This is a genomic window from Alphaproteobacteria bacterium (assembly GCA_005883305.1).
GTDB lineage: Bacteria > Pseudomonadota > Alphaproteobacteria > Sphingomonadales > Sphingomonadaceae > Allosphingosinicella.
This window is the reverse complement of the sequence record VBAC01000001.1, coordinates 110,282-135,193: the sequence shown is the minus strand read 5'-3', so window position 1 is coordinate 135,193 and position 24,912 is coordinate 110,282. Positions and strand designations below refer to the sequence as shown.

The following is a 24,912-nucleotide window of genomic DNA, read 5'->3' as shown; positions in this document are numbered from 1 at the left end:
CGAAGCATCAAAAGCTGGTATTTCGCACTCACCGCCACTACATCGCCCCGCTCGGTCCGTATCGGTGGGGAATAGTGCGCATCAAATCACGCGTTGCGATGGCTTTCGCCTGTCTCGCGACCAGCGCCCAGGCGCTGGCGCAGACGGCTGCATCGAGCGCGCCCCTGCCCTCTGCCAGCGGCCGGCCGATGTCGATCGACTTCGCCAACGACCCGGTTCTGACGCTCGCCCGCCAGCATAGCGGCTACGAGCAGTTCCGCGAGGCGATCGCCACCGCGGTCGAGCGCCATCCCGGCACCGCCGAATCCGCCGCCGGCGAGGACGAGGCGCTCGCCGCGCTCGAGGAAGCGCGCGCGATGGGCCTGCCGAGCGTCGATCTCTCGCTCACCTCCTACCGGGTCATCTCGCGCGAATTCTCCAACGATCCCGACAACATCCTCGAGCGCTCGCGGCCCGAGCAGCGCACCGACGCGATCCTCACCGTACAGCAGACCGTCTTCGATTTCGGAGCCACCGCGCGGCGAATTACGGCCGCGGGGGCACGGCTGCGCTCGGCCGGCGCCGACCTCGAGGTGGCCGCGGACCGGATCGCGCTCGGCGCCATCGCCTCCTGGTACGACGTCTTCGCCTTTCGCTCGCTGGTCGCGCTGACCGAGGCGTTCGTCGCCAGCCAGCACGAGCTTCGCTCGGCGGTCGAAGAGCGAATCCGCCAGGGCGTCTCGGCGGAGGGCGATCTCGCCCGGGTCGATTCCTACATCGCCCAGGCCCAGTCCCGCCTCGCTCGCTTTCGCCGCCTCGCCGCCAATGCCGAGGCGCGCTATGCCGAGGTGATCGGATCGCCCGCCCCGCGGATCGACCGCGCGCCGATCCCCGCCGCGCTTCCGCCGACCCGCGACGAGGTCGTGCTCGCAGCCGAAGCCTCGGCGCCGGTGCGGAGCGCAGAGGCCCAGTCGGACGCCGCCCGCGACGAAGCCCGGGCCATGCGCGCCGACCGCCTTCCCCAGGTCGCGGTGGGAATCGACGCCGGACGCTATGGTGTGTTCGAAAATCCGCGCGACTACGACATCCGCGCCCGGGTCGGCATGCGCTACCGAATTTTCGGCGCGGCCGACGCGCGCGCCGAGCAAGGCGAGGCCCGCGCGCGCCAGGCGGACGCGAGGGCCCAGCGGATCCGCGAGGAGGCCGGGCGCGACGCCTCGATCGCCTGGTCCGACCTGAAGGCGCTCCAGGACCAGCTCGAGGCGCTCGAAGCCTCCTACGTCGCCAACCGCCGCTCGCGCGACGTGATCGTCGAGCGCTTCCGGGTCGCACGGGGATCGCTGATCGACGTGGTCGACGCCGAGGACAGCTATTTCGAGGCCGCCACCGCCTACATCCAGGGCCTCACCGAATTGGACGCGGCACGCTACGTGCTGCTATCGCGCATGGGCCGGTTGCTCGACACGCTGCACATCGACACCGACCAGCTGCGAGGTGAAGGATGAGCAGCGACAGCCTCATCAAGATTCCGAAGCCGCGGCTCGCCGAGTGGCTTACGGGGCCGATGCGGGCGAACCGATCGACCTATTGGAAGGTCGCGCTCGCGGCGGTCTTCATCAACATCTTCGGCCTTCTCACCTCGCTCTTCACGATGACGGTCTACGACCGCGTGGTGCCCAACAACGCGACCTCCTCGCTGGTCGCGCTGACCATCGGCCTCGGCATCGTCGTCATCTTCGATTTCATCCTGAAGCTGCTGCGCGCCTATTTCGTCGACCATGCCGGCGCCAATATCGACCGCGACATCGGCGAGGTGGTGTTCGACCGCCTGCTGGCGATGCGGCTCGAGCTCAAGAAAGGCTCGACCGGCGCTCTGGCCGGCATGATGCGCGAGCTGGAGACCTTGCGCGACTTCTTCGCCTCGGCGACCCTGACCGCTGTCGTCGACGTTCCGTTCATCTTTCTCACCCTCATATTGGTGGCGATCATCGGCGGCCCGGTGGTGTTCGTGCCCGGCCTGATGGTTCCGCTGGTCGTCATGGTCGGCTGGCTGACCCATCCGGCGCTCGAGCGGCTTTCGGCGCGGGCGATGGGCGAGGGGCTGCAGAAGCAGTCCGTCCTGGTCGAGGCGATCGGCGGGCTGGAGACGGTGAAGACCTCCGGCGCCGCGCCCCTGCTCTCGCGGCGCTGGCTGAAGGCGATCCAGCAGCATTCCGACAGCTCGCTGAGGCAGCGGCTCGTGGCGACGATCGGAGTGACCTTCGCCACCTCGGCCGGAACAATCTCCTATGCCGGCGTGGTGATCGTCGGCGTGCACGAGATCGCGGTCCGCAATCTCACGATGGGCGGCCTCATCGCCTGCTCGATCCTCGCGGGCCGGGCGATCGCGCCTCTGGCCCAGATCTCGCAATTGCTCTCGCGCATCACCTCGACGCGGACCGCCTACCGCCAGATCAACGAGATGATGCAGATGCCGTCCGAGGGGCCGGAGGGCGAGGCGCTCAAGCTCTCCGGAGTCGAAGGCAAGATCGAGTTCCGAAACGTCGGCTTCCGCTATCCCGGCGCGCCCGAGCGGGCGCTCGACGGCCTCAGCTTCACGGTGGAGCCCGGCGAGCATGTCGCCCTGCTCGGCCGGGTCGGATCCGGCAAATCGACCATCGCACGCCTCATCCTCGGCCTCTATCCGCCCGAGGAAGGGCTGATCATGGTCGACGGCACCGACATCCGCCAGCTCGATCCGGCTAGCCTTAGGGCCAATGTCGGCGCGGCGATGCAGGAGAGCGTGCTTCTGACGGGCACGGTGCGCGAGAATATCGCGCTCGGCCGGGCCGGAGTGACCGACGAGGAATTGCTGCGCGCCTCGCAAATATCCGGCACCCACCAGTTCATGGGCCAGATCGCCAACGGCTACGACCTGCGGCTCGCGGATCGCGGAGAGGGGCTTTCGGGCGGGCAGCGCCAGTCCATCTCGATCGCCCGGGCGCTTGCGGGCCGGCCGCCGATCCTCGTCATGGACGAGCCTTCCAGCGCGATGGACGCGCAGACCGAAGGCGCTCTGATCCAGCGGCTCCAGGAGGAGCTGAAGGGCCGCACCCTGATCCTCATCACGCACCGCCCTCCGCTGCTCCAGCTGGTCCAGCGCATCATCCTGATGGACAAGGGCAAGGTCGTCTCCGACGGCCCGCGCGACAATGTGCTGAAGCAGATCATGCGGCCGAAAGCGGCATAGCCTCATGCACGGGACCCATCTCGAGGACCTGACGACGCGGATCAAGCCGCGCACGGCGTCGAACATGCTGTTGTGGTTCATCGTCGCCTTCATGGGCGCCTTCTTCGTCTGGGCCGCGCTCACCGAGCTCGACCGGACGGTACGCGGCCAGGGCCGCGTCGTGCCGAGCTCAAGGCTGCAGGTGGTTTCGAACCTCGAAGGCGGCGTGGTGCAGGACATCCTCGTCCGCCAGGGCCAGCAGGTCCGCGCCGGCGACGTCCTCATCCGGCTCGACCCGACCCAGACCGGCGCCGAGTTCGGCAGCGGCGAAGCGACGGTGAGCGCGCTGAACATCAAGATCGCCCGGCTGGAGGCCGAGATCACCGGGCGGGAGCCCGCTTACCCTGCCACCCGCGTCCCCGCGCTTCTCGACCAGATCAGGATCGAGCAGGCGCTTCACGCCTCGCGCATGGGCGATCTCGCCTCAATCGTCGGAGCGGCCCGGGCGCGGCTCACCCAGGTCGAGCGAAGCGTCGCCGAGGCCGAGGCAACCTACCGCGCCCGCACCGACGCCTATCAACAGAGGCGCGACGAGGCCAACCTCCTGCGCCCGCTCGTGGAGGGCGGAATCGAGCCGCGCCTGAGCCTCGTCCAGGCGCAGAGCGCCGCCGATATCGCGCGCAACGAGATGCAGGCCGCGGCCGAGACCGTCAGCCGCGCCCGCGGCGGGGTCGCCGAGGCCCAATCCACGCTCGCCCAGGCGCAGCAGGAATGGCGCGCCCAGGCGGCCACCGAGCTCGCGACGGCCCAGGCCGAATTTGCCGCGCGCCAGCGCGCCCTGCCCGGCCTTGCCAATCGCCTGGAGCGGACCGTGCTGCGCGCGCCGCTGCCCGGGCGAGTCAACCGGGTGCTGGTCACCACCCGGGGCGGCACGCTTCGCGCCGGCGAGCCGATCGTCGAGATCGTCCCTTCCGAGGACACGCTGCTGATCGAGGCGCGGGTCAAGCCGGACGATATCGCCTTCGTCCATCTCGGCCAGCATGCGCGGGTGGCGATCACCGCCTACGACCGCTCGATCTACGGAGTGCTCGAAGGCCGAGTGGTCGGCATCTCGCCCGACGCCGTGGCCGAGGAGCGGACCGGCGAGACTTTCTACATCGTCCGGGTCCGAACCGATCAGGCCGAGCTTCGCGCGCCCGGCGGCCAGGCGCTGCCGATCGGTGCCGGCATGGTCGCCGAAGTCGACCTGCTCGGCGAGAAGCGGACCATCCTGCAATATCTGCTGACCCCGATCACCCGCATCCGCGAGACGGCGTTCCGCGAGCAATAGATGGGCCTTTTGTCCGCTTTACGCGGGCAAGCCTCGAGTGCGATGAAGGAGGCCATGACCAAAATCCTCCTAAGCGCATTGGCCGCACGCCGCGGAGGCGGTATCGCCTATGTTCGCAACATCGTTGCGGCCTTTCCATCCCGGCCCGACCTCAGTCTTTCCGTCCTTGCCCATGAAGGGGAGTGCGGTAGCGTACCGGGCGCCGCCAACGTCGACTGGATTCCGGCCCCACGATGGGCGAGGCTGCCGATCCCGCGCTTCGTGATCGGTTTTTTCTTCTTTCGCTTCTTCTGGAATCGGCGCCGGGATTTCGACGTCGTGTTCAACTGCGGGGGCAGCTTCGACGTGTCGCTGCCCAGACGCGCAAGGAGGGTGGTCACCTTCCAGAACATGCTTCCGTTCGACCGGGAGGCGCGGCGCCGGTACCGACCGGGCTGGATGCGCCTGCGCCATTGGCTGCTCTGGTTCGTTCAAGGCTGGGCGATGCGCCGCGCCGATTACGTGATCTTCATTTCCGACCATGGCCGGCGGGTGGCCGAGAAGCTGGTCGGGAGCCGGTGTGGCCGGGCGGCCGTGATTCGCCACGGCGTCGAACGGACCCAGGCGCCGCTCGATCCGGAGATCGCCTCTCGTCTGCCGGAGCGGTTCGTCCTCTATCTGTCGGCCATCGAGCCCTACAAAACCCAGCTCGAGCTCGTCGAAGCCTGGGCGACCCTGCGCCAGCGCGGGGATCGCCCGGAAAAGCTGGTGCTCGCAGGACCCGTTTATCCGCCTTACGCCCGGCGCGTTCGCGACGCGATAGCCCGGCACGGTCTGGAACATGAGATCATATTGCTTGGAAAGATCCGCCAGGAGCAGGTTTTCGATCTCGCGGGCCGCGCGGTGCTCAATCTGTTCCTTTCCGTCTGCGAAAATTGCCCCGTCACATTGCTTGAACTGATGTGCGTCGGCCGCCCGTTGCTGGCATCCTCGCGGCAACCGATGCCGGAACTGGGCGGGGCCGAGCTGGCCTATGTCGAGCCCTATGACGTGGGCGCGATCGCCGCAGAGATCCATCGCCTGCTCGGCGACGAGGGGGCGCGCCGGCGTCTCGGCGATGCGGCCGCCCGGCGCGCGAAGATGTTCACTTGGGAGCAGTGCGGCGCCGCGACCTGGGAGGCGGTTCAGGCCGCGCTCGAGCAGGAGGCGCCGCGGCCCGCCTCCGGCATTGGCGAGCCGCTCGCGGTTCGCCGGTAGAGCGCGGCATAAAGATCGGCTGCGCGCTCCACGGAGAAATCCGCGACGCTCGACCGGGCCGAAGCAACGATCGCTCGGGCACAGGCGGGATTTTCAAGCAATTCAGCGATGGCCACCGCCATCGCTTCGGGATCGGAAGGCTCGAAGAACAAAGCGCCGCCATCGCCGACGGTATTGCGGTGCATGACGATGTCGGACAGCACTTGGGGAGTCCCGGCCGCCGCCGCTTCCATGACGGCATTGGGCTGTCCTTCGACGCTGCTTGCCGAGACGAACAGGCAAGCGGCCTTCAGCCAGCTCCAGGCGTCGGGCCGGAAGCCGGCGAAGATGACATTGTCCTCGATGCCCAGGGCCGCCGCGAGCGCCCTAAGTTCGGCTTCCAGCGGGCCCTGTCCGAGAATCACCAGCATCAAATCAGGATATTTCCCCCGAAGCCGGGCAACGGCCTTCAGCACCGAACCCACTCCCTTGTGCGCTTCCAGACGCGCCATTGTTACGATCAGAGGGCGGCGAATCGGCCATGCCGCTGCGCCGACATCGTCGATCCTCTCCAGGTCGATCCCATTGGCGATGATCGTCCGCCGGGGATGGCCGGGCCAGGCATCGAGGCCGGCTTCACTGTTAGCGACGACAATATCGGCGAAGCGGCCGAGAAACCGGCGAAGCCTGTCCTTCCAGCCTCCATAATAGCCATCCTTCGATAAGCGCTCCGACAGCACCCAGGATCTGCCGGTGGTTAGAGCGACTGCGCCGCCGAGCACGTCCATCTGCGTCAGCCAGCTGTGAATGATCGCGGCGCGCGAATGCCGCGCCGCGACAGCGAGTTCGCCGAGCAACCGCGGATCGTGATTGCCGGCGGCCCGGATCGGATAACAGGCGATCCCTGCCGCCTCCAGGCTCGCCACCTCGTTCCGGGTGAGACGGCTGAACAGCGATACGCCGATTCCGCGCTCGACGAGCCGCGGCAACAACTGGCTGAGCTGACGCTCGGCGCCCCCGCCGACAAGCCGGGGGATACAGAAGAGAATACGGACCTGGCTTTCATCCCGCATGGGGCAGCCTGCGCCTCAGCCCCCGCATCAGGGCCTTTGCGGCGAAGCCCAGATCGTACAGGGCACGCGCAGCCGGAGCGGGAAGCCTGGCCATTGCGAGAATGAGCCGCTCTTGCGCGCGCAGTGGGCGCGAAAGGAATCGCGAAACGGCGCGCAACGCCGCGATGTCGCCGGCCTTGGCCGCGCCCCGGACGCAGAGCTTCAGCCTGCGGTCGATCAGGCGATCGATGGATGCCCGCCGGTCGGCGCACGCAATCCCGGGATAGCGCTCGACCAGCAGTCCCATGAGTGGGTTGAGATCGCCCAGGGCGCGGAGCGGCCCATGCCGCCGCGTCCGAAGAGCGCGGTCGGTCATGCCGCCCGTGCCGAGCCGGTAGACGGCGGTAACCCGGCGCGACGCCGCGACCGGCAAGTCGAGCGCGATCCGGGCCCAATATTCGCTGTCCGGGCCCAGAGCCCAATCGCCGAACCCGCCGAGCGCGGCGTAGGTCGATCTGGGAATCGCCGCCGTGCTGCTGCACAGGACCATGGCGCCGCCGGCCTCCAACGCGAAATAGTCGATCAGCGCGACCTCCGGGGGATCGCGAGGCAGGGGATGGAACTCTCCGCGTCCGCGGCGCACGAACGAGGTGCCGATAAGCCCCGCCTCGGGAAACCGGCTCCGGATTCGGTCCAGCTCGACAAGATGATCCGGCAGCCAGAGGTCGTCCGCATCGAGGAACGCAATCCAATCGTGGCGAGCAGCCTCAATTCCCGCGTTGCGGGCGACGGCGGCACCGGCATTGGCCTGCGTCAGCACCCTGACGCGCGGATCCCGGAAGGCCGAAACCAGTTCGGCGCTCCCATCCGTGGAACCGTCGTCGACCACAACCAGCTCGAAGTCCCGCCACGTTTGGCCGAGCACGCTGGCTATCGTGCTTTCGACCGTTCGACGCTTGTTCCAAAGCGGCATGACGATACTGAACATACGTCCCCTAATGCGCCGCCAGGCGGTAGGAAGCGGGATCCTCGCACAGGCGTCCGGCTTCGAGGCGCAAAATGCGGTCGCACAGGGTCAACGCGGATTCCCGGTGGGCGACGAAGACTATGGTGACGTCCGGCCCTGCCGCGGCGACCGCCCTCACCACCGCATTCTCGGTTTCGCGGTCGAGATGGCCGGTCGCCTCGTCGAGAATCAGCACGTCGGCCCGCTTGTAGAAAGCCCGGGCGATGGCGATGCGCTGACGCTGGCCGCCCGACAGCCAGGATCCGCGATCTCCGACGAACGTCGCATAGCCATTCGGCAGGCGCTCGATGAAGTCGTGGATTTGCGCTCGTTGTGCCGCCTCACGCACCCGCGCCATGTCTATCTCCGCCTCCGCGAAGGCGATGTTCGCGGCGACGGACGCATCGGCGAGATAGATGTTCTGGGGAACATGGGCGATCTGCGCCTGCCAGTTGGCGCGTCCGGCGTCGTCGAGCTTGCGTCCGTCGATCCGAATTTCCCCCGTCGTGGGCTCGATCAGGCCCATCAGAAGGTCGAGGAGGCTGCTTTTGCCGCTGCCGGTCTTGCCGACCAAGCCGATACGCTCGCCCTTGGCGATCGTCAGGCTCACGGCTCGCAACGATTGCTCCCCCCGGGGCCAGCGCAGGCTGACTTGATCGAACTCGATATCGGTCGTGAACGGCTTCGGATCCGCGATGCGCCGACTGACGACCGTCTCGGTGCTCAGCAATGCCAACAGATCGGCCATGGACTGGCGATGCCCGCTGGCCTGAGTCCACCCGACATGCGCCGTATTGAGCAAGGGGAGCAAGCGCTGAGCACTCAGCGCCAGCGCACCGAGAATCGGCAGCGCTCCGGAAATCCCCCCGGAACCTTGGCTCATCTCAAGGGCGATCAATGCGATGACGACGATCCCGGCCGCCTCGAGCACATAACGCGGCGTAGCCGCAGCGATCCCAACCGTCGTCTGAGCGCGCCGATAAGCGTGATCGAGACGGCGGAATTGCGCCTCGAACACCTCCTGGCTGTGGTCCAGCAGGATGTCCCGGATCGCTCCCAATCCCTCCTGGACGGCCTGCATTCGCGCCGATGCCAGCGCGGCGATCGTTCGCGATTCGGCCCGAAGGCGGCGGGCAAGCGCATAGCCGACGGCGAGATAGGCCAAAGCGGCGAGCAAAGCTGCCCCTGCGGCCGCCGGGGCGATGGCGGTGAGAAGCCCGATAATCGCGAGCGCCATCGCCGCGGAGGTCACTCCCTGCATCAGGGGCAACACGACCTGGTGAACCAGCACCTGCACCTTGTCGACTGCAGCGAGAACCACGGCGGAATTGCGATTCACATAGAGGCTGTAGGGCTGGCGCAGCATTCGGGCGAAGACGGCCGTTCCGACCTCGTGACCCAGCGCGTAGGCAAAGCGGTAGGTCATGCGATGGATGAGCAGCCTCGCCAGGGTGGAAAGCCCGATTGCCCCGGCAAAGAGGATGGTCGCGCGCAAGGCGAGCTCTCTTTCATCCGCGCCCCCGGCGATGGCCAGGAACAGGCCGTATCCTGGAAGATGCACGGCGCGGGCCGGGTCCGAGATCAGCGCGACGAAGGGAAGCACCGCGCCGATCGTCACCATCTCCGCGACTGCGGCGGCAAGCATCATCGCCGTCACGACGACGAGCTGACGGCGACGGCGGACGGACAGAGTGCGGGCGAAGGCGAACAAGGTGGCGGGAAGCGATCCTGCCGCCGTGACGATCGCTCCACTCTCCCCGATCCGGCTGGCCTGCTCCGCACTCATCGCACCGGAGCATAGAGCCGTATTCGCAGAATGCATTGGGAAAGCGGCGCTCGTTGCTCCGCGACGGTTCAGCCTCGCCGGCGCCCCGGATTGCGCCAGTCGCGCCCGGATCCGACGCTCCAATGGGCCGGTGAGATCGCGGAAAGAACCCGCAGCATCCTTCCGCCCACTTCCTGACGGTACTCGCCATGGAAGGCAGCCGCGTCCACCACCAGCAGGCAGGCGATCAGCAAGGCATAGGCCCGGATCTGAATGGCAAGCATCGGCATCCCCCGGAAACCATTTCCGGACAGCAGAGTGTACGTCCGCCGGGCTTTCCAAGGTCTTAAGACGCGCCGGCTTCGCCGGGACATCCGGGCCGGCTGTCCTGATTTGGGATTCAGTAACCATAACAATCATGTGCGGGACGACGCCGGCCGAGATATTTTTCGAGGCCGCGGTGAGAAGCCGCTGGATATGAAGAGGGAGTCCTCGAAATGCGCGATCTCGACACGAACGAACTGAGCCAGGTCTATGGCGCGGGCGGCGGCGGCCGCAAGGGCGGCAGCTGCGGCGGCGGCGGCAGCCGTTCGCACAAGAGCAAGTCGAAGAAGAGCAAGAGCAAGAAGTCGAAGTCCAAGCGGTCGAAGAATCGCTGCTACTAAGACCCGGTCGCCGGGGCCGCCGATGCGGCCCCGGCCCATTTTCACCAATTCCAAACCGGTGCCGCGCTAAGGCAGACCGGGCCGCCCCGAGAGGGCAGCAGCATCAATGGGGGCCGCATTGCGCCACAAGCCGATCGCCGCGCCGAGCGCCAAGCAGGAAGCCGCCTGCGAGATGGCCTGGCTGCTCGGCCAGCCGCACCTCAGCGATTATCTCGAGTTCGTCGCCCACAAGGTCGTGGGCGGGCGCGGTGCCGATCCGCGAAAGCTGACCGAGGAATGGCGGGCCGCGAACGATCTCTATTACGATCTTGAGCAGAGCGAGGCGGGAATCGCCGAAGAGGTGGAATGTCTGCCTCTGGACGGCGCTCTTCAGCCGCTGGTCGACGCGGTGTGCGCGAGCCCGTGGTTTCGCGCCTCGTTCGACAATCTTCCCTTCACCTTCGCACGGGTCGAGCTGGACAAGCTGGTGGTCTCGCAAAACAGCGTCGAGCACAGCTTCACCGACCGGTTGGCCGCGACGCTCGGGCCCGAGCCGGACGACGAGACCCTGTTCCGCTTCTGCCTGCCGCTCGAGCGCGATCTGCCGGACGTTCGGATCCAGCGCCTTTCCGGCGACCGATTCCTCTTCACCAGCCGCTCGACCGATTTCCGGGCGCATGAGCCGCGGCTGCTTCGTCCGGCAGAGATCGAGGGCCTCGACAGCAGCGGGCCGGTCGCGGCGATGGTCGGCATCATGGTCGGCTTCGGATCCAACTTCCTGAGCGCGATCCGCAGCGGATCGCGCGTGCTGCTCCAGAACGGCTATCACCGGGCCTACAGCCTGCGCCGGCTCGGCATCACCCACGCTTATTGCATCATCGAGGACGTGACCCGGAAGGACGAGCTCAAGCTCACCGCCGACGCGGACGTCGGCGCCGATCCCGAATTCTACTTCGCTTCGAAACGGCCGCCGATCCTCAGGGACTTCTTCGACCCGCGCCTGTGCAAGATGCTGCAGGTGCTGCCGATGGAATCCATCGTCGAGATCGAGATGAAGGTCAGGTCGTCGACGGCGACGGAGTGGTGACGAAGGTCCGCTGAGCGCGCTCGGCACGCGTGACCTGAACGATCTTGCCGCCTTCCAGCCTCAGCACGATGTCCGCTTTCTCGACCAGGGCGGGGCGGTGGGCGATGACCACCCGGGTCACCTGCAATTTGCCGAGCATGGCGACGATCTGCGCCTCGGTCGCGGGATCGAGATTGGCGGTGCCCTCGTCGAGGAAGAGGGCATCGGGATCGCGATAGAGGGCGCGGGCGAGGAGGATGCGCTGGCGCTGGCCGGAGGACAGCGCGGCGCCCATGTCGCTGATCAGGCTGTGATAGGCCATCGGCATCTTGGCGATGTCGTCGTGGACTCGGGCGAGGCGCGACACGTGCTCGATCGCCGGCTGGTCCGGAAAGGGATCGAAGAAGGAGATGTTGTCGGCGAGCGTTCCGGTCAGCAGATAATCGTCCTGCATGACCGCCGCGATCCGGCCGCGCCAGGCGGCGACGGTGGCAGGGCCGAGCGGGACGCCGTCGATCAGCACCTTGCCCGAGCTCGGCTGGAGAAGCCCGAGCAGGATCCGCATCAGGGTCGTCTTGCCGGAGCCCGAAGGGCCGACGATGGCGACGAAGCTGCCCTCGGGGATCTCCAGATCGACCTTGTCGAGGATCGGCGCCTCGGCCGGGCCGTAGGCGAAGGTCAGCCCCTCGAGGCGCACGGTCGGGCCGGGAAGCAGGCCCTGGCGGGGGGCGGCGGCGCGGATTTCCTCCTTGGCTTCGCCGACGATGTCGCCGAGGCGGTCGAGGTGGACTCCGAGCAGGCGCCATTTCTGGAACTGGCCGATCAGCGAGGTCGCGCTCGAGGTGAAGCTGCTTCGATAGGCGAGGAAAGCGAGCAGGAGGCCGACCGTCAGCTCCTGGCTCATCACCGCCAGAGCGCCGAAATAGACGGTCATCAGGAAGGCGAGGCCGAACAGCATGTCCTCGGCGAGGTCGATCTTGATGTCGACGAGACGCGCCTTGTAGGCGGCCGAGATGACCTCGGCGTAGCGGTTGCGCCAGCCATTCTCGCGCATCGCCTCGTGGCCGTGGAGCTTGATCGCGCGGATCGCGCGCATCGTCTCCATGAGGTAGGTTTCCTCATTCGCGCGGGCCATCAGCTCCTCCTCGGTCCGGCGCCTGAGGCCGGGATAGAGGAGCTGGACGAAGAGGACGTAGAACAAGGTCATGGCGAGGACGATGCCGGTCAGCTTCAGGCTGATGATCGACATGACGATCACGGTGGTCACCAGCAGGGCCGAATCGATCAGCAGGTTGACGATCCCCTTGCTCAGCAGCGACTGGATCGGCTGGATCGAGCCGATCCTCGACAGGAGGTCGCCGACGTGGCGGCGCTCGAAATAGCCGAGCGGAAGCCGCACGAGATGGCGCACGACGTTGCCGCCGAGCTGGAAGGACAGGGATTCGCCGAGCGTCAGAACCACCCAGTCGCGAAGCGCCCGGGTGATTCCGGCGAGCGCGAAGACGACGGCGAAGCCGATGAACAGGACCGCGAGCAGGTTGGTGTCGCCCTGCCCGACCGCCTCGTCGACGACCAGCTGGATGAAGAAGGGAGTGATGAGGGCGGTGACCTGGATCAGAAGCGAGAGCAGCAGGATCTGGGTGAACGGGCCCTGATAGTTGGAAAGCCGGCTCCACAGGCTGCTGAGGCGCGTGCGGTTGCGCGCCTCGATGGGCTTGAAGTCCGCGGTCGGAGTCAGCTCGAGCGCGACTCCGGTGAAGTGGCGCCCGAGCTTGGCCAGCGGCATGATCCGCCGCCCGCGCCCCGGATCGAGGATCGTCGCGCGCTTCGAGTCGCTCGATTCGACGACGACGAAATGGTTGAGGTCCCAGTGAAGGATCGCGGGCTTCTGCAGCTTGTCGAGCTCGTCGACCTCGAGCCGCACGGCGCGCGGGGCAAGCTCGAGATCGGCGGCGATGCCCATCAGCTCCTCGAGCGTCGTGCCCTTGATCGAGGTCGGATAACGCTGCCTGAGGCCGCTGAGGTTGACCCGGTGGCCGTAATGAAGCGCGATCATGGCGACCGACGCGAGCCCGCACTCCGCCGCCTCCGACTGAAGCAGCGGCTGCATACGCTGCGACCAGGGCCATTCGATCCCGCTCACGAGCTCAACGCCCCGATCACCGGATCGAACAGCACTTCCCACAGGCTTCGGCGCTCGAGCACGAGGTTGGCTGTGAGGGTCATTCCCGGGCGCAGAGTGCGGCGGTCCGCGGGGATTCGGGGGGCGACCTCGTCGATCCGGACGCGGATGCGGAAGACCGGCTCCTCGATTCCGAGGTTGGAATCGATATTGGTCGGCTCGGTGGCGACTCGCGACACCGCCGTCACGGTGCCGCGGCCGGCGCCGTATTTCTGGTACGGGAAGGCGTCGAACAAGAGGCGCACCTGCTGGCCGGGCGTGGCGAACCCGACCGCGCGCGAGGGCGCATAGACCCAGATTTCGAGGCGGCTCCCCCGGGGCACGATCGTCACCAGCGAGCGGTCGGGGCGGGCATGCTGGCCGACCTCGACGCTGACGTCGCCGACCTCGCCGCCGATCGGCGCGGTGAGAACCAGCCGGTCGGTGCGCATCAGCTGGGCGCGCTGCTCGGCGATCGCCGCGCGCTGGGCGGTGAGGACCGAGCGCGTTCGCCCGCCCTCGAGCGAGCGCTGGGCGATCTGCGCCTCGGTGGTCTGGAGAGTCTCGCGCTGGCTGATGATCCGCTCGTTGAGCGATTCGAGCTCCGCCTGCCGAGCGAGCAGGGCCGAGCGGCTGTCCTCGACCTGACGCTGGCTGCCCGCACCCTCGCCGGCGAGCTGCGACGCGCGCCGCACCGCCGACTGGGCGAGGGTGACTTGTCCGGAGGCGATTCGGCGCTGGCGCTCCAGCGAGCCGATCGCCGCCGCCAGGCTCTGCCGCTGCTGCTGAAGGCCGCGCAGCTCGGCGCTGCTGATGTCGGCGCCGAGGTCGATCTGGCGCCCGAGCTCGACGTCCTGAGCGGCGAGCTGGGTGAGCTGGCCGCCGACGCCGCCGGCGCCTTGGGCCAGCGACAGCGTCACAAGCGGCGCTCCGGCGGGCACGATTTGTCCGTCGCGGACGTGAATCTGGCTCACCTCGGCCGTGGCGGACGGATAGACCCGAGCGATTCCGGCGTCATAGGCGACGATTCCGCGCACCCGGGCAGTGGTGGCGTAGCTGCCGAGGGTGAGGAAAAGGACGATGACCGCGGCAAGGGCGAGGACGAGGCCGGTATAGAGGCGCGAGGAAGGCGGAACGGCGGCAATGACGGTCCCCGCCAGCCTGTCCCGGCTGGCGTCGATGACCTCCATCCGAAAAAGCTGCTTGTTCATGTCCTCGGGATGCGCCTCGCCACTCGATGGCCGCTGCTACAAGAGAGACCTAAAGGCTCGGTTAAGGCGCGGCTCACCATCGAGCGCAGCCGTTTGCGCGGGCTCGACTGGCTTAGCCAAAATTAACCGAAGGTCCGTTAGAGCGGGCGCATGGCGCAAAGGATGCGGATCGGGAGCTTGTGCGTGCTTTCGCTGGCGGCGGGGGCGTGCGCGCCCCATGTCGAGCTGGAGGTCGCGCCGCAACTGCTCTCCACCGCGTGGAGCCAGCCCGCTCCCGGCCCGGCGGCTTCCGGTGGCGTCTCGGCACCCAATCCGGCCAATCTGGGCGCGGCCTTCGGCTCCCAGGAGCTCGAAGGGCTGATCGGCCGCGCATTGCAGCAGAATGGCGACGTCGGCGTCGCCCGGGCGCGGATCCAGCAGGCCCGCGCTCTTTTCGGAATTGCCCGGGGCGCGATGTTCCCGCTGGTCACCGCGTCAGCGGGGCTCAGCGGCACCCGCACGGAGCGAACCACCTCCGATCCGTTCGACTTCAGCGACGCCTTCGCCGGAGTCGATATCTCCTTCGATCTGGACCTGTTCGGCGCCAACCGCGCCCGCCGGCGCGCCGAAGGGCACCGCCTGCGCGCCGCCGAGTTCGACCAGGGCGCCACGGCGCTGATCGTCGAAGGCGACGTGGCGCGGATCTACGTGCAGCGCGCCGCCCTTGCCGCGCGGATCAGCCTGCTCGACCGGAACATCGAACAGGCGGTGGAGCTGGAGCGGATCATCCGCGCGCGCGCCAATGCCGGCGATGCGACGCGGGTGGATCTGGGGCTTCAGACCATCCAGGTGCGCGAGCTGCAGACCGACCGGCTTCGTCTTTCCCAGGCGCTCGACCGCACGAGGACCGCGATGGCGGTGCTGATCGGCGAGGAAGCGCCCCGTTTCGTCCTGACGCCCTCGCCGCTCGATGCGCTGCAGGTGCCGGACCTGGCGGTCGCCCCGCCACCGGAGTTGCTGGTGCGGCGCCCGGACATCCGCGCCGCCGAGGCCCGGATCGACGCGGCCGGGGGCGACGTCGACGCGGCGCGGCGCGCTTTCTTTCCGCAACTCAGCCTCAGCGCCAGCGGCATCGGCCAGGCAGCGAGCCTGTCCGGGCCGCTCGCCGCGACCGTCTCGCTCGGCGCAGGCTTGCTGTCTCCGATCTTCAACCGCGGCCAGCTGCGCGGCAATTTGGAATTCGCGGCCGGCCAGCAGGTGGAAAGCGTCGAGCTTTACAGGCTCGTCCTGCTCACTTCCCTTGCCGAAACGGAAAACGCCCTGTCGGCGGTCGATCGCGCCCGTGCCCGCGAAGCGCTGCTGCTTCAGGTGGTCGAGGAAGCGCGAGTCACGGCACGGCTGGCGCGGCTGCAATATATGGAAGGCGAAACCGACCTGCAGAGCCTGTTCGACGCGGAGCAGCGGCTGGTGGCGGCCGAGGACGCCCGCGCCGTCGCCCATCAGGAGCGGCTGGAGGCGGCGATCGACCTGTTCAAGGCGATGGGCGGAGCCTATTCGCCGCTCGCCTAGAAGGTGGTGGACAGGGCTGGATTCGAACCAGCGTACGGGAAACCCGGGCAGATTTACAGTCTGCTGCCTTTAACCACTCGGCCACCTGTCCAGAGGGGTCGACATAGGAAGGCGGCTCCATTGGCGAAAGGGCGGAGCGGTGTCAACGCTTGCCACGAAGGCCGGCGAACGCCATTGCGGCGGCATGCGACGCAAGGCCCGCCAGGCGACCAAGGCCGAGAACCGGCCCCGCTTCTGGGGCCGCCACGCGGTCGCCGCCGCGCTCGCCAATCCGGACCGCGAAATCCACCGCATCTGGGCGACCCGCGAGGCCGCGGCGGCGCTCGATTTCGGATCGATCCCGGTCGTCTTTTCCGATGTCGCCGATCTCGGCCGGATGGTCCCGCGCGACGCGCCTCACCAGGGCGTCGTCGCCGAGGTCGAGCGGCTCGACGACCTGCTCCTCGCGGACCTGCTCGACCAGGCGGAAGACCGAAGGCCGCTCGTCGTGCTCGATCAGGTCACGGATCCGCACAATGTCGGCGCCATCCTGCGCTCGGCCGCGGCGTTCAACGCGCTCGGCGTGGTGACCCAGGACCGCCACGCGCCGCCCGAATCCGGGGCGCTGGCAAAGGCCGCGAGCGGGGCGCTCGAGACGATGCCGTGGGTTCGGGTCGTCAACCTGGCGCGCGCGCTCGAGGAGATGGCCGAAGCCGGCTTCTGGCGGATCGGGCTGACCGGAGCGGCGGAGATGAACCTGGCCGACGCGCTCGGCCCGGCGCGCGTGGCGCTTGTGCTCGGCGCCGAGGGCGAAGGCATGCGCCACAATACCGAGGCGCATTGCGACGCTCTGGCGCGCCTGCCGATCGGCGGAATCGAAAGCCTCAACGTCTCCAACGCCGCCGCAATCGCCCTCTACGCGGCCAACGTCGCCTAGGTCCGTATTCAATTGGCTTGCCTGGATTGGCGACAATTACCGAGTCATCCCGGCGAAGGGGCACCCCGCAAAGTACTACTTTGCGGGGCCCCCGAAGGCCGGGACCCATGAACTTGGCGTTCGGTGGAAAAGGCGTAAGCCTGCGCTTCTCCTGCATCCAAAGTGTTCATGGGTCCCGGCCTTCGCCGGGATGACTCCTTTGAAATTCGCAGTCCACTCCTTTGAAATTCGCAGTCCAAGGGTGAACTTCTAATTCAGTCGGCCCTAATCCTCCGGGGCGATCGTCACCCTGAGGCCGTCCAGCTCCGGGCGGAATTCGATCTGGCAGGACAGGCGGCTCAGCTCGGTCTTGTGATCCGACGTATCGAGCAGATCGTCCTCGTCCATCTTACGCGGGCCGGTCTTTTCGAACCATTCGGCATCGACGTGGACATGGCAGGTCGCGCAGGAGCAGCAGCCGCCGCACAGAGCGAGCAGCTCGTCGAAGCCGTTGTCGCGGATATTCTCCATCACGCTCCAGCCGGGGCGCGCCTCGACGACGCGTTCGGTGCCGTCGCGGGTGACGATGACGAGGCTGGGCATAAGGCTTCCTGGACGCAAGAAATGAGAGGCTTGTCGCGCGCCCTATGCTAGGTCGGTTCGACATTCAATTTTCATCGTCATTCCCGCGAAAGCGGGAATCCAGCTTCTTCAATCGCCTACAAGAATGAAGCTGGACCCCCGCTTTCGCGGGGGTGACGGGCAAGGGATATCCGAGCGAAATAAGTGAATTACGCTGAACGTCGATTCAGTTAGGCCGCCGAAAGGAGCGCAAGGTATGGGAATCACGGCGGAGGAACTGGAACGGTCGCTGAAGGCGCTCGGAGCGATCGAGCCGGCCTTCGCCGCGGCGCTCGAGCGGGTCGGCCTGCCGGCCCCGCGGATCGGCGAGCGCGGCTATGTGACCCTGCTTCGCGCGATCGTCGGCCAGCAGGTGTCGATCAAGGCGGCCGCCGCGATCTGGACCAGGGTCGAGGCGACGACCGGCGGCGCGGGCGACCCCGCCAACATGGCGCGGACCAGCGAAGAGGATTTGCGCGCCGCCGGCCTCTCGCGCCAGAAGATCGCCTACGCCAAGAGCCTCGCCGAAGAAGTGCTTTCCGGCCGGCTCGATTTCGACAAGCTCCCCGCCGACGACGAGGAAGCGATCGCCCATCTCACCGCGGTCAAGGGCATCGGCCGCTGGACCGCCGAAATCTACCTGCTGTTCGCCGAAGCGCGGCCCGACGTCTTCCCGGCAGGCGACCTCGCCGTCCAGATCGAGATCGGCAACATCATGGGCCTCGACGCCAAGCCCACGGAGAAAGCCGTGCGCGCCCTTGCCGAGGCGTGGAGCCCGCACCGCGGCGCCGCCGCGGTGTTCGCCTGGCACCACCGGCACCAGAGCGATATATTGGCGAAGGGCTGATGTGCCGGTCCGTCACGGCACCATCGTGCCGTGACGTCGATCAGGTTCGGCGATGCCGACCTGTCGGCCGGCCTGCCTGCTCCGCGGCGCAAGCCTGCGGGCTTGCGCGCGGGGCGGCTACGGCCTTGCCCCCTGCGCTCCGGGGCGGATTGGGGGACGCCCGGAAGCCGCCGTGCCCACCGTCTCGCGATACCAGGCGGCGAGATCGTCGTGCATCCGGGCGAGCGCCTCCGGGTGCAGATAGATCATGTGGCCCGACTGGTAGTAGCGGAAGCTGACGTTGCGGGCGAGCTGCTCGTTCAGGAGCATGTGCGAGACGTCGAACTCGGTGCCGTAGAATGGCGTCGCCATGTCGTAATAGCCGTTGAGGAAGAGCACCTTGAGATAGGGGTTGGTGCGCATCGTGTAGGCGAGATCGACGGCGGTATTGGGCGAGATTTGGGGCTGGCGGTCCCCCGGCGCCCGATGCTGCCAGTCCCAGCGCCAGTCGTCGCCGCGGGCCGAGATCCGGTAGGGCATCTCGCTGTGATAGCCGAGCGTCCGGCCCGAATAATCCATGAAGCTGGAGATGAAGGCGCCGGAGATCGCCGTCGAGGCGGGATCGTCGGGCGGACTGTCGGCATTGGCGTCGTCCGGCGTCAGCAAATAGCGCGAATCGAGGCGGCCGACGACGAGGCGCCGGTCGCGCAGCAACTCGGTTTCGAAGTGCGACAGGCTGATCCTCAAGTCCGAGCGGAGGATATAATCGGCGCTGATGCCGATATAGGCCGACATCTGGCGCGCGATCGCCTGCGCCTCGTCCGCCGGCAGCGTCGAGCCACGCGCCAGCGCAGCCGCATAGGGCCCGCTGGTGAAGGCGCGGACCTCGGTCAGGAACACCTCCAGATCGGCCGGCCGGTTCTGCAGCCGATTATGATACCAGGCGGTCGCCGCGTAGCTCGGCAGCAGGGTCAGGTAATTCTGGTCGTAGCCGGGCTGGCGAACGCCGTAATTCATAATGGTGGAGAGGTAGACGATGCCGTTGAGGCTGAGGCCGCGCTGCTCGAGCAAGGCGGCGACTGCGCCGTTGCGCAGAGTGCCGTAGCTTTCGCCGAACAGGAATTTGGGCGAGGTCCAGCGGTTGTTGAGGGTGACGTAGCGCTGGACGGCGCGGGCGAAGGCGTCGGCATCCTGGTCGACGCCCCAGAAGTCGCGGCCGGTCTTCTCGCCCAAGGGCCGCGACCAGCCGGCGCCGATCGCGTCGACGAAGACGAGATCGCTGGCGTCGATCAGCGAATCCGGGTTGGCGCCGAAGCCGTAGGGGGCCGGCCGGATATATTCGGGATTGGCGGTGGAGACCCGCACCGGCGCGAAGCTGCCCATGTGCAGCCACACCGTCGCGGAGCCGGGCCCGCCATTGTAGAAGAAGGTGACCGGCCGGCTGCCCGGCGCCGATCCGTCGCGCGTATAGGCCGTGTAGAAGACCGAGGCGGTCGGCTTGCCTTCGTCGTCGCGAAGGGTGAGCGTTCCGGCCGTCGCGGTGTAGGCGATGCGCGCGCCGCCCCGGAGAGTCACCGCGCCGTGGCTGACCGAAGTATGCTCATCGACCGGCGGGCGCACCCAGGCATCCTCGACATCGGCGATGAGCGCGTCGCGGTGGGCGGTGGCGGAAGGCGGCCGCGCGGAGCCTGGAGCGTCGCGGCCGCGCGGCGTTTCCTGGGCGGCGGCGGCGGCGGCGGAGGCAAGGAGCAGAGCGGCGGCGAGAACGAGGCGCATCGAATCAACACTCCAAAGGAAGGCGCCCTTCCTCTGCCAAGCGCGCCGCGCGCTGGCAACGCTCCCTATGACCTCAGGCGGCCCGCCCGCGGCGCCGTTCGACGAGGCGTTCGCGCAGCAGATCGTCGAGCTCGTCGAGGGTGAAGGGCTTTTCCAGCACCGCGGCCTCCTCGCCGGCCGCCGAGCGAAGCGCGCGGAGCGCGGCATGGCCGGTCGAGAAGACGATCGGAAGATCGGGATCGATCGCGGCGATCTGGCGCGCGACCTCGGCGCCGTCCATGCCGGGCATGACATAATCGAGGATGACCAGGCTCGGCGGCTCGGCGGCGCGAAGCGCGGCCAGCGCGGCCTCGCCGTCCGCGGCCTCGCCGGTTTGATAGCCGAGCTCGTGCAGCGCGCCGACAATCGTCGCGCGGACCAGGGGGTCGTCGTCGACGACCAGGATCATATTCACGCTCGCCACCTTAGGGTCTGGACCCATAACCGGAGGCGGCCGGGATCGGCCTCCGGCCGACCGCGAAGCGGCGGGCTGTCCTTTGCCGCCTGGCGGCGTCGGCGCGGCGGTCACGATGCATCAAGCATCGCTCCCTTCTTCCTCCTTGCCAGACAACAAATGCCAGCCCGTCACGGCTGTCTCCGGTTATGGGTCCAGACCCTTGGCCTTTTAACTCGCGCTTTCGCGCCGCGGTTCCCTATTCGGCCGCTTCGCGCAGATAGCCGGTTTCGCGCAAAGAGGGAAAGGCGTCCTGATAGCCGTAATCGACGACCGCCCTCAGCCGGTAAGAGGCGGCGATCGGTGGACGGCGCGAGGGCGTCGGCGCCGGCGGGATGATCCGCGGCCGGCCCTGCGGACGGCGAACGACCATGTCGCGGAACCATTCGCCGACATAGGTGCCGTCGAACCGGTGCACGCGGCAGCCGACGATCCGCCCGAGCGGCGAGCCTTCCAGATCGTAGATGGTGGTTTCGAAGACAAAGCCGACGGGCTCGCCGTCGGTCGAGTACACATACATCGCCACTGAAACAGTCCCCACGATACGCCCAGCGGGAACAACCCCACCCGCTGGCGGTATAGTGTCGCAAAGGCCGGGACGTGGGAAGCGCCGACCGAGCGACGTGCGACGACTTGTTTTCCCGGGACGGCAGGCGGAATATGGTGCTTGAAGCACCGGCGCCGGCCGCCGAACTTGTTGCAGGAGCGTCACAAAATGGAGAGACACGCCATGAAGCCCAGCCTCGCCGCCGCAGCGGCCCTCGCCCTCGCGCTGGCCGGGCCCGCCGCGGCGCAGAACAGCACCGAGCCGGCCCCCGCCCCATCCTCCACCACGAAGGTCGAGCCTGCGCCGCCGATCGAGCCCGCTTCGCCGCCCTCCTCGTCGAGCACGGTGACGGTCGAGCCGGCCCAGCCGGTGGTCGTCACGCCGCAGGTGCAGACGGCCCCGCCTCCGCCGCCGGTGACGACGATCCAGCCCGACGTCGCTTATCCCAACGGCTTCGCCGACCCGGCCGACCCCTTCGCCAACGACGTCGCCCTGAGCTACCGCCAGCGCGAGGGCTTCCCCTGGGGCCTGCTCGGGCTGCTTGGCCTGCTCGGCCTCGTCCCGCTCTTCCGCGACGGCCGGCGGCGCACGGTCTATGTCGAGCGCGACGACGAGGCGCCGCGCCGCGTGGTGCGGCGCGAACGGATCGAGGATACGGAGACTTAGTTGTCCCCTCCCTGCAAGGGAGGGGATTAGGGGTGGGTGCGCGCGTAGCGCGCCCTCGGGCCTTGGTGTTCGGAGCGCCTGACGGCGCTACCCACCCCCGGCCCCTCCCTTCCAGGGAGGGGAGCCTTTAGCGCGCGTCGACGAGGACGATCTCGGCCTCTTCGAGCGCGGTGATCGTCAGCTTCTCCTCGCCGGTGATGGCGACTCCGTCCCGGGGCTCCGCGCGGACGCCGTTGACGTCCACCGGGCCCTGGGTGGCGACGAGATAGGCGTGGCGCGACGGATCGAGCGTTAGCTCGGCCGTCTCGCCCGCCGCCAGAGTCGCGCCCATCACCCGGGCGGCCGAGTTGATCCGGAGCGCGCCCTCGTCGCCGTCGAAGCCGCTCGCCAGGGTGACGAAGCGGCCCGAACGATCGGCCTTGGGGAATTTGGCCGCGCCCCAGGCGGGCTCGGCACCCGGCTTGTCGGTCAGCACCCAGATCTGGAAGAGCGTCGTCTGCTCGTCCTCGAGATTATACTCTGCGTGCCTCACGCCGGTGCCGGCGCTCATCACCTGGACGTCGCCCGCTGCGGTGCGCCCTTTGTTGCCGAGCGAATCCTGGTGGGTGATCGCGCCCTGCCGGACGTAGGTGACGATCTCCATGTCGCGATGCGGATGCGGCGGGAAGCCGGACCTGGCGGCGATCTCGTCGTCGTTCCACACCCGGATCGCGCCCCAGCCCATGCGCGCCGGATCGTGATAATCGGCGAAGGAGAAATGGTGGCGGGCGTTCAGCCAGCCGTGATCGGCGTGGCCGATCGTCGAGAATTTGCGGATGTCGATCATGAGAAGTCTCCAATGGTTCTTTAGCGTCATTGCGAGCGTAGCGAAGCAATCCAGTGCGGCCTCGAGCGCCGCTGGATTGCTTCGTCGCTTCGCTCCTCGCAATGACGCGATCTCAGGCCGCCAGCTTCAGAGTCTCGCCGGCGAAGAGGCCGAGCGCTTCGCTCGCTTGCGCGATCGCCGCCTCGGCGGCTTCGGGTCCAAAGGCGAGCTTCTCGGCGCGGATGACGGTCACGTCGTCGATACCGATGAAGCCGAGCAGGTTGCGGATGTGCGGCTCCTGGCCGTCCATCGCCGCCCCGGGTCCCTCGCTGTAAAAGCCCGCGCGGCTCTCGATCAGCACCGCCTTCTTGCCCGTCATCAGCCCTTCCGGGCCCTCGGCGGTGTAGCGAAAGGTGACTCCGGCGCGAAGGACGTGGTCGAACCAGGCTTTGAGCGTCGAGCTCATGCCGAAATTGTACATCGGCGAGGCGATGACCAGGATGTCGGCCGCCGCCAGCTCCTCGACCAGCGAATCCGAAAGCGCCCGAGCGGCAAGCTCCGCCTCCGTCGCCGGCTCGCTTTTGATCGCGGCGACCGTGTCGGCGGTCAGGTGGGGCAGCGGATCGGAGCCGACGTCTCGCAGCAGGATGTGCGCGGACGGATCGGCTTCGCGAAGCCGCTCGGCGAGAGTCGCGGCGAGGCGGCTGGAGACCGAGGCTTCGCCGTTGGCGCTGCTGGTGACGATCAGGGCGGTGGTCATCTCATTTCCTTTCGGAGGAATTGCAGAGCCCGATCTAGGTGCCTATGTGCGTTGCCGATAGGCCGGTATCCGGTATTGCAGCGTTGCGAAATATGGAACACTCCTCGCCCGATCTGATCGACGTCCTCGCCTTCGTGCGGGTGGTCGAGACCGGCTCCTTCGCCCGCGCCGCCGAGCGGATGGGGCTTTCCAAGCCGGTCCTGTCGCGCCGGGTCGCGCGGCTGGAGGAGCGGCTCGGCGCCCGTCTGCTGACGAGGACCGCGCGCGGCGCGCAGCCGACCGATATCGGCCAGGCCTATTACGCCCGCGCCTCGGCCATCCTCGGCGACCTGGAAGCGGCCCAGGAGGTGGTGGCCGAGGCGGTGACCCAGATCGCAGGTCCGATCCGGCTCACCGCGCCGCTGTCGTTCGGAACCGTGCATCTCGCGCCCGCTCTGGCCGCGTTCGCGAACTCGCACCCGAAGGTCGAGCTCGACATCGAATTCGAGGACCGGACGGTCGACCTCGCCGGCGGCGGCTACGATCTGGCGGTGCGCATCGGCCGGCTGGCCGATTCGGCGCTGGTCGCGCGGCGGATCGCTCCGGTGCGCAAGTGCGTCGTCGCCAGCCCGGCCTATCTCGCGGCGCACGGGCGTCCGGGCCGTCCGGCCGACCTCGCCGACCACGTCATCCTCGCCTACGGCAACGAGCAGTGGCGCTTCGAGAGCGGCGGCCGCTGGGAGACGGTGCGGATCAGGCCGAGGATCCGAACCAACAATGGCGAGATGCTGCTCGCCGCCGCGCGCGCCGGAGTCGGCATCTGCATCCTGCCGAGCTTCATCGCCGCCCCGGCGATCGAGGACAAAGGAGTCGAGGTGATCCTTCGCGATTTCGCGCTCGAGGAAGGCGCGCTCCACGCGGTGATGCCGCCGGGCCGGGCGGTTACCGCCCGGGTGCGGGCTTTGGTCGATTTCCTGGTCCAGCGATTCGGACCCGAGCCGGGCTGGGATCCGTGCTGGATGGCTGGACGCGAGGATGTGACGCGCTAAGGAGCGCCAGGACCAATTCGAAGGATCGCCCATGGCCGACGATACGCCGCCCCCCGACCGCCTCTCCAACAACCCGAAGAGCCAGCATTTCGACATGGAGGCGCTGCGGCGCGGAGTCGGAATCCGGTTCAAGGGACGGGAGCGGGAAGACGTCGAGGAATATTGTGCGTCGGAAGGGTGGATCCGAGTGGCCGCGGGAAAGGCGGTCGACCGCCACGGAATGCCGGTGACCGTGAAGCTGAATGGCGATGTCGAGACCTGGTGGAGGGACGAAAGCGAAAGCGGCGAATAGAAAAGCGCCAGTGACGCC

The 24,912-nt window shown here is 67.9% G+C and carries 22 protein-coding genes and 1 tRNA gene; 11 read left to right on the top strand and 12 right to left on the bottom strand.

From position 1 onward, the window contains the following. Positions 1–98 precede the first annotated feature (98 nt). From E6G92_00620 to E6G92_00605, 4 genes are read left to right on the top strand one after another with little or no spacing between them, the layout of a single operon-like run. Positions 99–1,484 carry a TolC family protein gene (locus E6G92_00620; protein ID TMJ18396.1) on the top strand — a complete coding sequence of 462 codons (1,386 nt, stop codon included), beginning with the start codon at positions 99–101 and terminating at the stop codon, positions 1,482–1,484. Then, positions 1,481–3,208, top strand: a complete 1,728-nt coding sequence (locus E6G92_00615; GenBank protein ID TMJ18395.1) for a type I secretion system permease/ATPase — start codon at positions 1,481–1,483, stop codon at positions 3,206–3,208. The genes E6G92_00620 and E6G92_00615 overlap by 4 nt, the downstream gene beginning before the upstream one ends. Before the next feature lie 4 nt (positions 3,209–3,212). Then, entirely contained in the window at positions 3,213–4,517 is a 1,305-nt protein-coding gene (locus tag E6G92_00610) for an HlyD family type I secretion periplasmic adaptor subunit (protein TMJ18394.1), read from the top strand. Further along, positions 4,518–5,753 (top strand): glycosyltransferase family 4 protein, encoded by a 1,236-nt coding sequence (locus E6G92_00605; GenBank protein TMJ18393.1) that lies wholly within the window; start codon positions 4,518–4,520, stop codon positions 5,751–5,753. It begins immediately after the preceding gene. On the opposite strand, the gene E6G92_00600 is transcribed toward E6G92_00605, so the two are convergent. The 3 genes from E6G92_00600 to E6G92_00590 are packed head-to-tail and all read right to left on the bottom strand — an operon-like array spanning position 5,681 to position 9,975. Further along, positions 5,681–6,805, bottom strand: coding sequence for a glycosyltransferase (locus tag E6G92_00600; protein ID TMJ18392.1), 1,125 nt, complete (start codon positions 6,803–6,805; stop codon positions 5,681–5,683). The two genes, E6G92_00605 and E6G92_00600, sit on opposite strands and share 73 nt — an antisense overlap. After that, the gene (locus E6G92_00595; protein TMJ18391.1) at positions 6,795–7,772 is read right to left on the bottom strand and encodes a glycosyltransferase family 2 protein; all 978 of its coding nucleotides are present in this window, start codon (positions 7,770–7,772) and stop codon (positions 6,795–6,797) included. Before E6G92_00595 ends, E6G92_00600 begins: the two co-directional genes overlap by 11 nt. A 7-nt stretch (positions 7,773–7,779) precedes the next feature. After that, the gene (locus tag E6G92_00590; GenBank protein ID TMJ18390.1) at positions 7,780–9,975 is read right to left on the bottom strand and encodes an ABC transporter ATP-binding protein; all 2,196 of its coding nucleotides are present in this window, start codon (positions 9,973–9,975) and stop codon (positions 7,780–7,782) included. A gap of 351 nt (positions 9,976–10,326) precedes the next feature. Between E6G92_00590 and E6G92_00585 the strand changes: the two genes are divergently transcribed. Further along, a complete protein-coding gene (locus E6G92_00585) occupies positions 10,327–11,286 on the top strand; it encodes a hypothetical protein (protein ID TMJ18389.1) in 960 nt (319 codons plus the stop codon). Here the strand turns inward: E6G92_00585 and E6G92_00580 are convergent. Together E6G92_00580 and E6G92_00575 are read right to left on the bottom strand one after the other, a co-directional pair. After that, positions 11,258–13,408 carry a peptidase domain-containing ABC transporter gene (locus E6G92_00580; protein ID TMJ18388.1) on the bottom strand — a complete coding sequence of 717 codons (2,151 nt, stop codon included), beginning with the start codon at positions 13,406–13,408 and terminating at the stop codon, positions 11,258–11,260. The genes E6G92_00585 and E6G92_00580 overlap by 29 nt on opposite strands. Continuing rightward, a complete protein-coding gene (locus tag E6G92_00575) occupies positions 13,405–14,637 on the bottom strand; it encodes an HlyD family efflux transporter periplasmic adaptor subunit (GenBank protein TMJ18387.1) in 1,233 nt (410 codons plus the stop codon). The genes E6G92_00580 and E6G92_00575 overlap by 4 nt, the downstream gene beginning before the upstream one ends. Before the next feature lie 150 nt (positions 14,638–14,787). On the opposite strand from E6G92_00575, the gene E6G92_00570 reads away from it, so the two are divergent. Continuing rightward, complete coding sequence (locus E6G92_00570; protein ID TMJ18386.1) at positions 14,788–16,185, top strand: efflux transporter outer membrane subunit; 1,398 nt, start codon at positions 14,788–14,790, stop codon at positions 16,183–16,185. Between the two features lie 4 nt (positions 16,186–16,189). Here the strand turns inward: E6G92_00570 and E6G92_00565 are convergent. Continuing rightward, a tRNA-Tyr gene (locus E6G92_00565) sits at positions 16,190–16,276 on the bottom strand. Between the two features lie 93 nt (positions 16,277–16,369). Here E6G92_00565 and E6G92_00560 point away from each other — a divergent pair. Further along, positions 16,370–17,101: an RNA methyltransferase gene (locus E6G92_00560; GenBank protein ID TMJ18385.1), complete on the top strand. Its 732-nt coding sequence runs from the start codon at positions 16,370–16,372 to the stop codon at positions 17,099–17,101. Positions 17,102–17,365: 264 nt separating this feature from the next. On the opposite strand, the gene E6G92_00555 is transcribed toward E6G92_00560, so the two are convergent. After that, positions 17,366–17,683: a 2Fe-2S iron-sulfur cluster binding domain-containing protein gene (locus E6G92_00555; GenBank protein TMJ18384.1), complete on the bottom strand. Its 318-nt coding sequence runs from the start codon at positions 17,681–17,683 to the stop codon at positions 17,366–17,368. A gap of 235 nt (positions 17,684–17,918) precedes the next feature. Between E6G92_00555 and E6G92_00550 the strand changes: the two genes are divergently transcribed. Next, positions 17,919–18,548: a DNA-3-methyladenine glycosylase 2 family protein gene (locus E6G92_00550; protein TMJ18383.1), complete on the top strand. Its 630-nt coding sequence runs from the start codon at positions 17,919–17,921 to the stop codon at positions 18,546–18,548. Positions 18,549–18,665: 117 nt separating this feature from the next. Here E6G92_00550 and E6G92_00545 read toward each other — a convergent pair whose 3' ends face one another. From E6G92_00545 to E6G92_00535, 3 genes are all read right to left on the bottom strand, one after another. Beyond that, positions 18,666–20,303, bottom strand: coding sequence for a peptidase S10 (locus E6G92_00545; GenBank protein ID TMJ18382.1), 1,638 nt, complete (start codon positions 20,301–20,303; stop codon positions 18,666–18,668). A 73-nt stretch (positions 20,304–20,376) separates the two neighbouring features. After that, positions 20,377–20,784: a response regulator gene (locus E6G92_00540; protein ID TMJ18381.1), complete on the bottom strand. Its 408-nt coding sequence runs from the start codon at positions 20,782–20,784 to the stop codon at positions 20,377–20,379. 211 nt (positions 20,785–20,995) lie between these two features. Next, positions 20,996–21,322 carry a hypothetical protein gene (locus tag E6G92_00535; protein TMJ18380.1) on the bottom strand — a complete coding sequence of 109 codons (327 nt, stop codon included), beginning with the start codon at positions 21,320–21,322 and terminating at the stop codon, positions 20,996–20,998. Between the two features lie 189 nt (positions 21,323–21,511). Here E6G92_00535 and E6G92_00530 point away from each other — a divergent pair, with 189 nt between their 5' ends. Continuing rightward, positions 21,512–22,009, top strand: coding sequence for a hypothetical protein (locus tag E6G92_00530; protein ID TMJ18379.1), 498 nt, complete (start codon positions 21,512–21,514; stop codon positions 22,007–22,009). A gap of 127 nt (positions 22,010–22,136) precedes the next feature. Here E6G92_00530 and E6G92_00525 read toward each other — a convergent pair whose 3' ends face one another. Together E6G92_00525 and E6G92_00520 are read right to left on the bottom strand one after the other, a co-directional pair. Continuing rightward, the gene (locus E6G92_00525) at positions 22,137–22,835 is read right to left on the bottom strand and encodes a pirin family protein (GenBank protein TMJ18378.1); all 699 of its coding nucleotides are present in this window, start codon (positions 22,833–22,835) and stop codon (positions 22,137–22,139) included. Positions 22,836–22,947: 112 nt separating this feature from the next. Next, on the bottom strand, positions 22,948–23,574 hold the full coding sequence (locus E6G92_00520; GenBank protein TMJ18377.1) for an FMN-dependent NADH-azoreductase: 627 nt from the start codon (positions 23,572–23,574) through the stop codon (positions 22,948–22,950). Between the two features lie 92 nt (positions 23,575–23,666). Between E6G92_00520 and E6G92_00515 the strand changes: the two genes are divergently transcribed. Then, the gene (locus E6G92_00515; GenBank protein TMJ18376.1) at positions 23,667–24,602 is read left to right on the top strand and encodes a LysR family transcriptional regulator; all 936 of its coding nucleotides are present in this window, start codon (positions 23,667–23,669) and stop codon (positions 24,600–24,602) included. Between the two features lie 31 nt (positions 24,603–24,633). Further along, entirely contained in the window at positions 24,634–24,894 is a 261-nt protein-coding gene (locus E6G92_00510) for a DUF3297 family protein (protein TMJ18375.1), read from the top strand. The last annotated feature ends 18 nt before the right edge of the window (positions 24,895–24,912 follow it).

Excerpts from the sequence above, each read along its gene's own strand:
- E6G92_00620 (TMJ18396.1), top strand. The coding sequence starts at position 99 with ATGGCTTTCGCCTGTCTCGCGACCAGCGCCCAGGCGCTGGCGCAGACG.
- E6G92_00615 (TMJ18395.1), top strand. The coding sequence starts at position 1,481 with ATGAGCAGCGACAGCCTCATCAAGATTCCGAAGCCGCGGCTCGCCGAG.
- E6G92_00610 (TMJ18394.1), top strand. The coding sequence starts at position 3,213 with ATGCACGGGACCCATCTCGAGGACCTGACGACGCGGATCAAGCCGCGC.
- E6G92_00605 (TMJ18393.1), top strand. The coding sequence starts at position 4,518 with ATGGGCCTTTTGTCCGCTTTACGCGGGCAAGCCTCGAGTGCGATGAAG.
- E6G92_00600 (TMJ18392.1), bottom strand. The coding sequence starts at position 6,805 with ATGCGGGATGAAAGCCAGGTCCGTATTCTCTTCTGTATCCCCCGGCTT.
- E6G92_00595 (TMJ18391.1), bottom strand. The coding sequence starts at position 7,772 with ATGTTCAGTATCGTCATGCCGCTTTGGAACAAGCGTCGAACGGTCGAA.
- E6G92_00590 (TMJ18390.1), bottom strand. The coding sequence starts at position 9,975 with ATGATTGTTATGGTTACTGAATCCCAAATCAGGACAGCCGGCCCGGAT.
- E6G92_00585 (TMJ18389.1), top strand. The coding sequence starts at position 10,327 with ATGGGGGCCGCATTGCGCCACAAGCCGATCGCCGCGCCGAGCGCCAAG.
- E6G92_00575 (TMJ18387.1), bottom strand. The coding sequence starts at position 14,637 with ATGAACAAGCAGCTTTTTCGGATGGAGGTCATCGACGCCAGCCGGGAC.
- E6G92_00570 (TMJ18386.1), top strand. The coding sequence starts at position 14,788 with ATGGCGCAAAGGATGCGGATCGGGAGCTTGTGCGTGCTTTCGCTGGCG.
- E6G92_00560 (TMJ18385.1), top strand. The coding sequence starts at position 16,370 with ATGCGACGCAAGGCCCGCCAGGCGACCAAGGCCGAGAACCGGCCCCGC.
- E6G92_00555 (TMJ18384.1), bottom strand. The coding sequence starts at position 17,683 with ATGCCCAGCCTCGTCATCGTCACCCGCGACGGCACCGAACGCGTCGTC.
- E6G92_00550 (TMJ18383.1), top strand. The coding sequence starts at position 17,919 with ATGGGAATCACGGCGGAGGAACTGGAACGGTCGCTGAAGGCGCTCGGA.
- E6G92_00545 (TMJ18382.1), bottom strand. The coding sequence starts at position 20,303 with ATGCGCCTCGTTCTCGCCGCCGCTCTGCTCCTTGCCTCCGCCGCCGCC.
- E6G92_00540 (TMJ18381.1), bottom strand. The coding sequence starts at position 20,784 with ATGGGTCCAGACCCTAAGGTGGCGAGCGTGAATATGATCCTGGTCGTC.
- E6G92_00530 (TMJ18379.1), top strand. The coding sequence starts at position 21,512 with ATGGAGAGACACGCCATGAAGCCCAGCCTCGCCGCCGCAGCGGCCCTC.
- E6G92_00525 (TMJ18378.1), bottom strand. The coding sequence starts at position 22,835 with ATGATCGACATCCGCAAATTCTCGACGATCGGCCACGCCGATCACGGC.
- E6G92_00520 (TMJ18377.1), bottom strand. The coding sequence starts at position 23,574 with ATGACCACCGCCCTGATCGTCACCAGCAGCGCCAACGGCGAAGCCTCG.
- E6G92_00515 (TMJ18376.1), top strand. The coding sequence starts at position 23,667 with ATGGAACACTCCTCGCCCGATCTGATCGACGTCCTCGCCTTCGTGCGG.
- E6G92_00510 (TMJ18375.1), top strand. The coding sequence starts at position 24,634 with ATGGCCGACGATACGCCGCCCCCCGACCGCCTCTCCAACAACCCGAAG.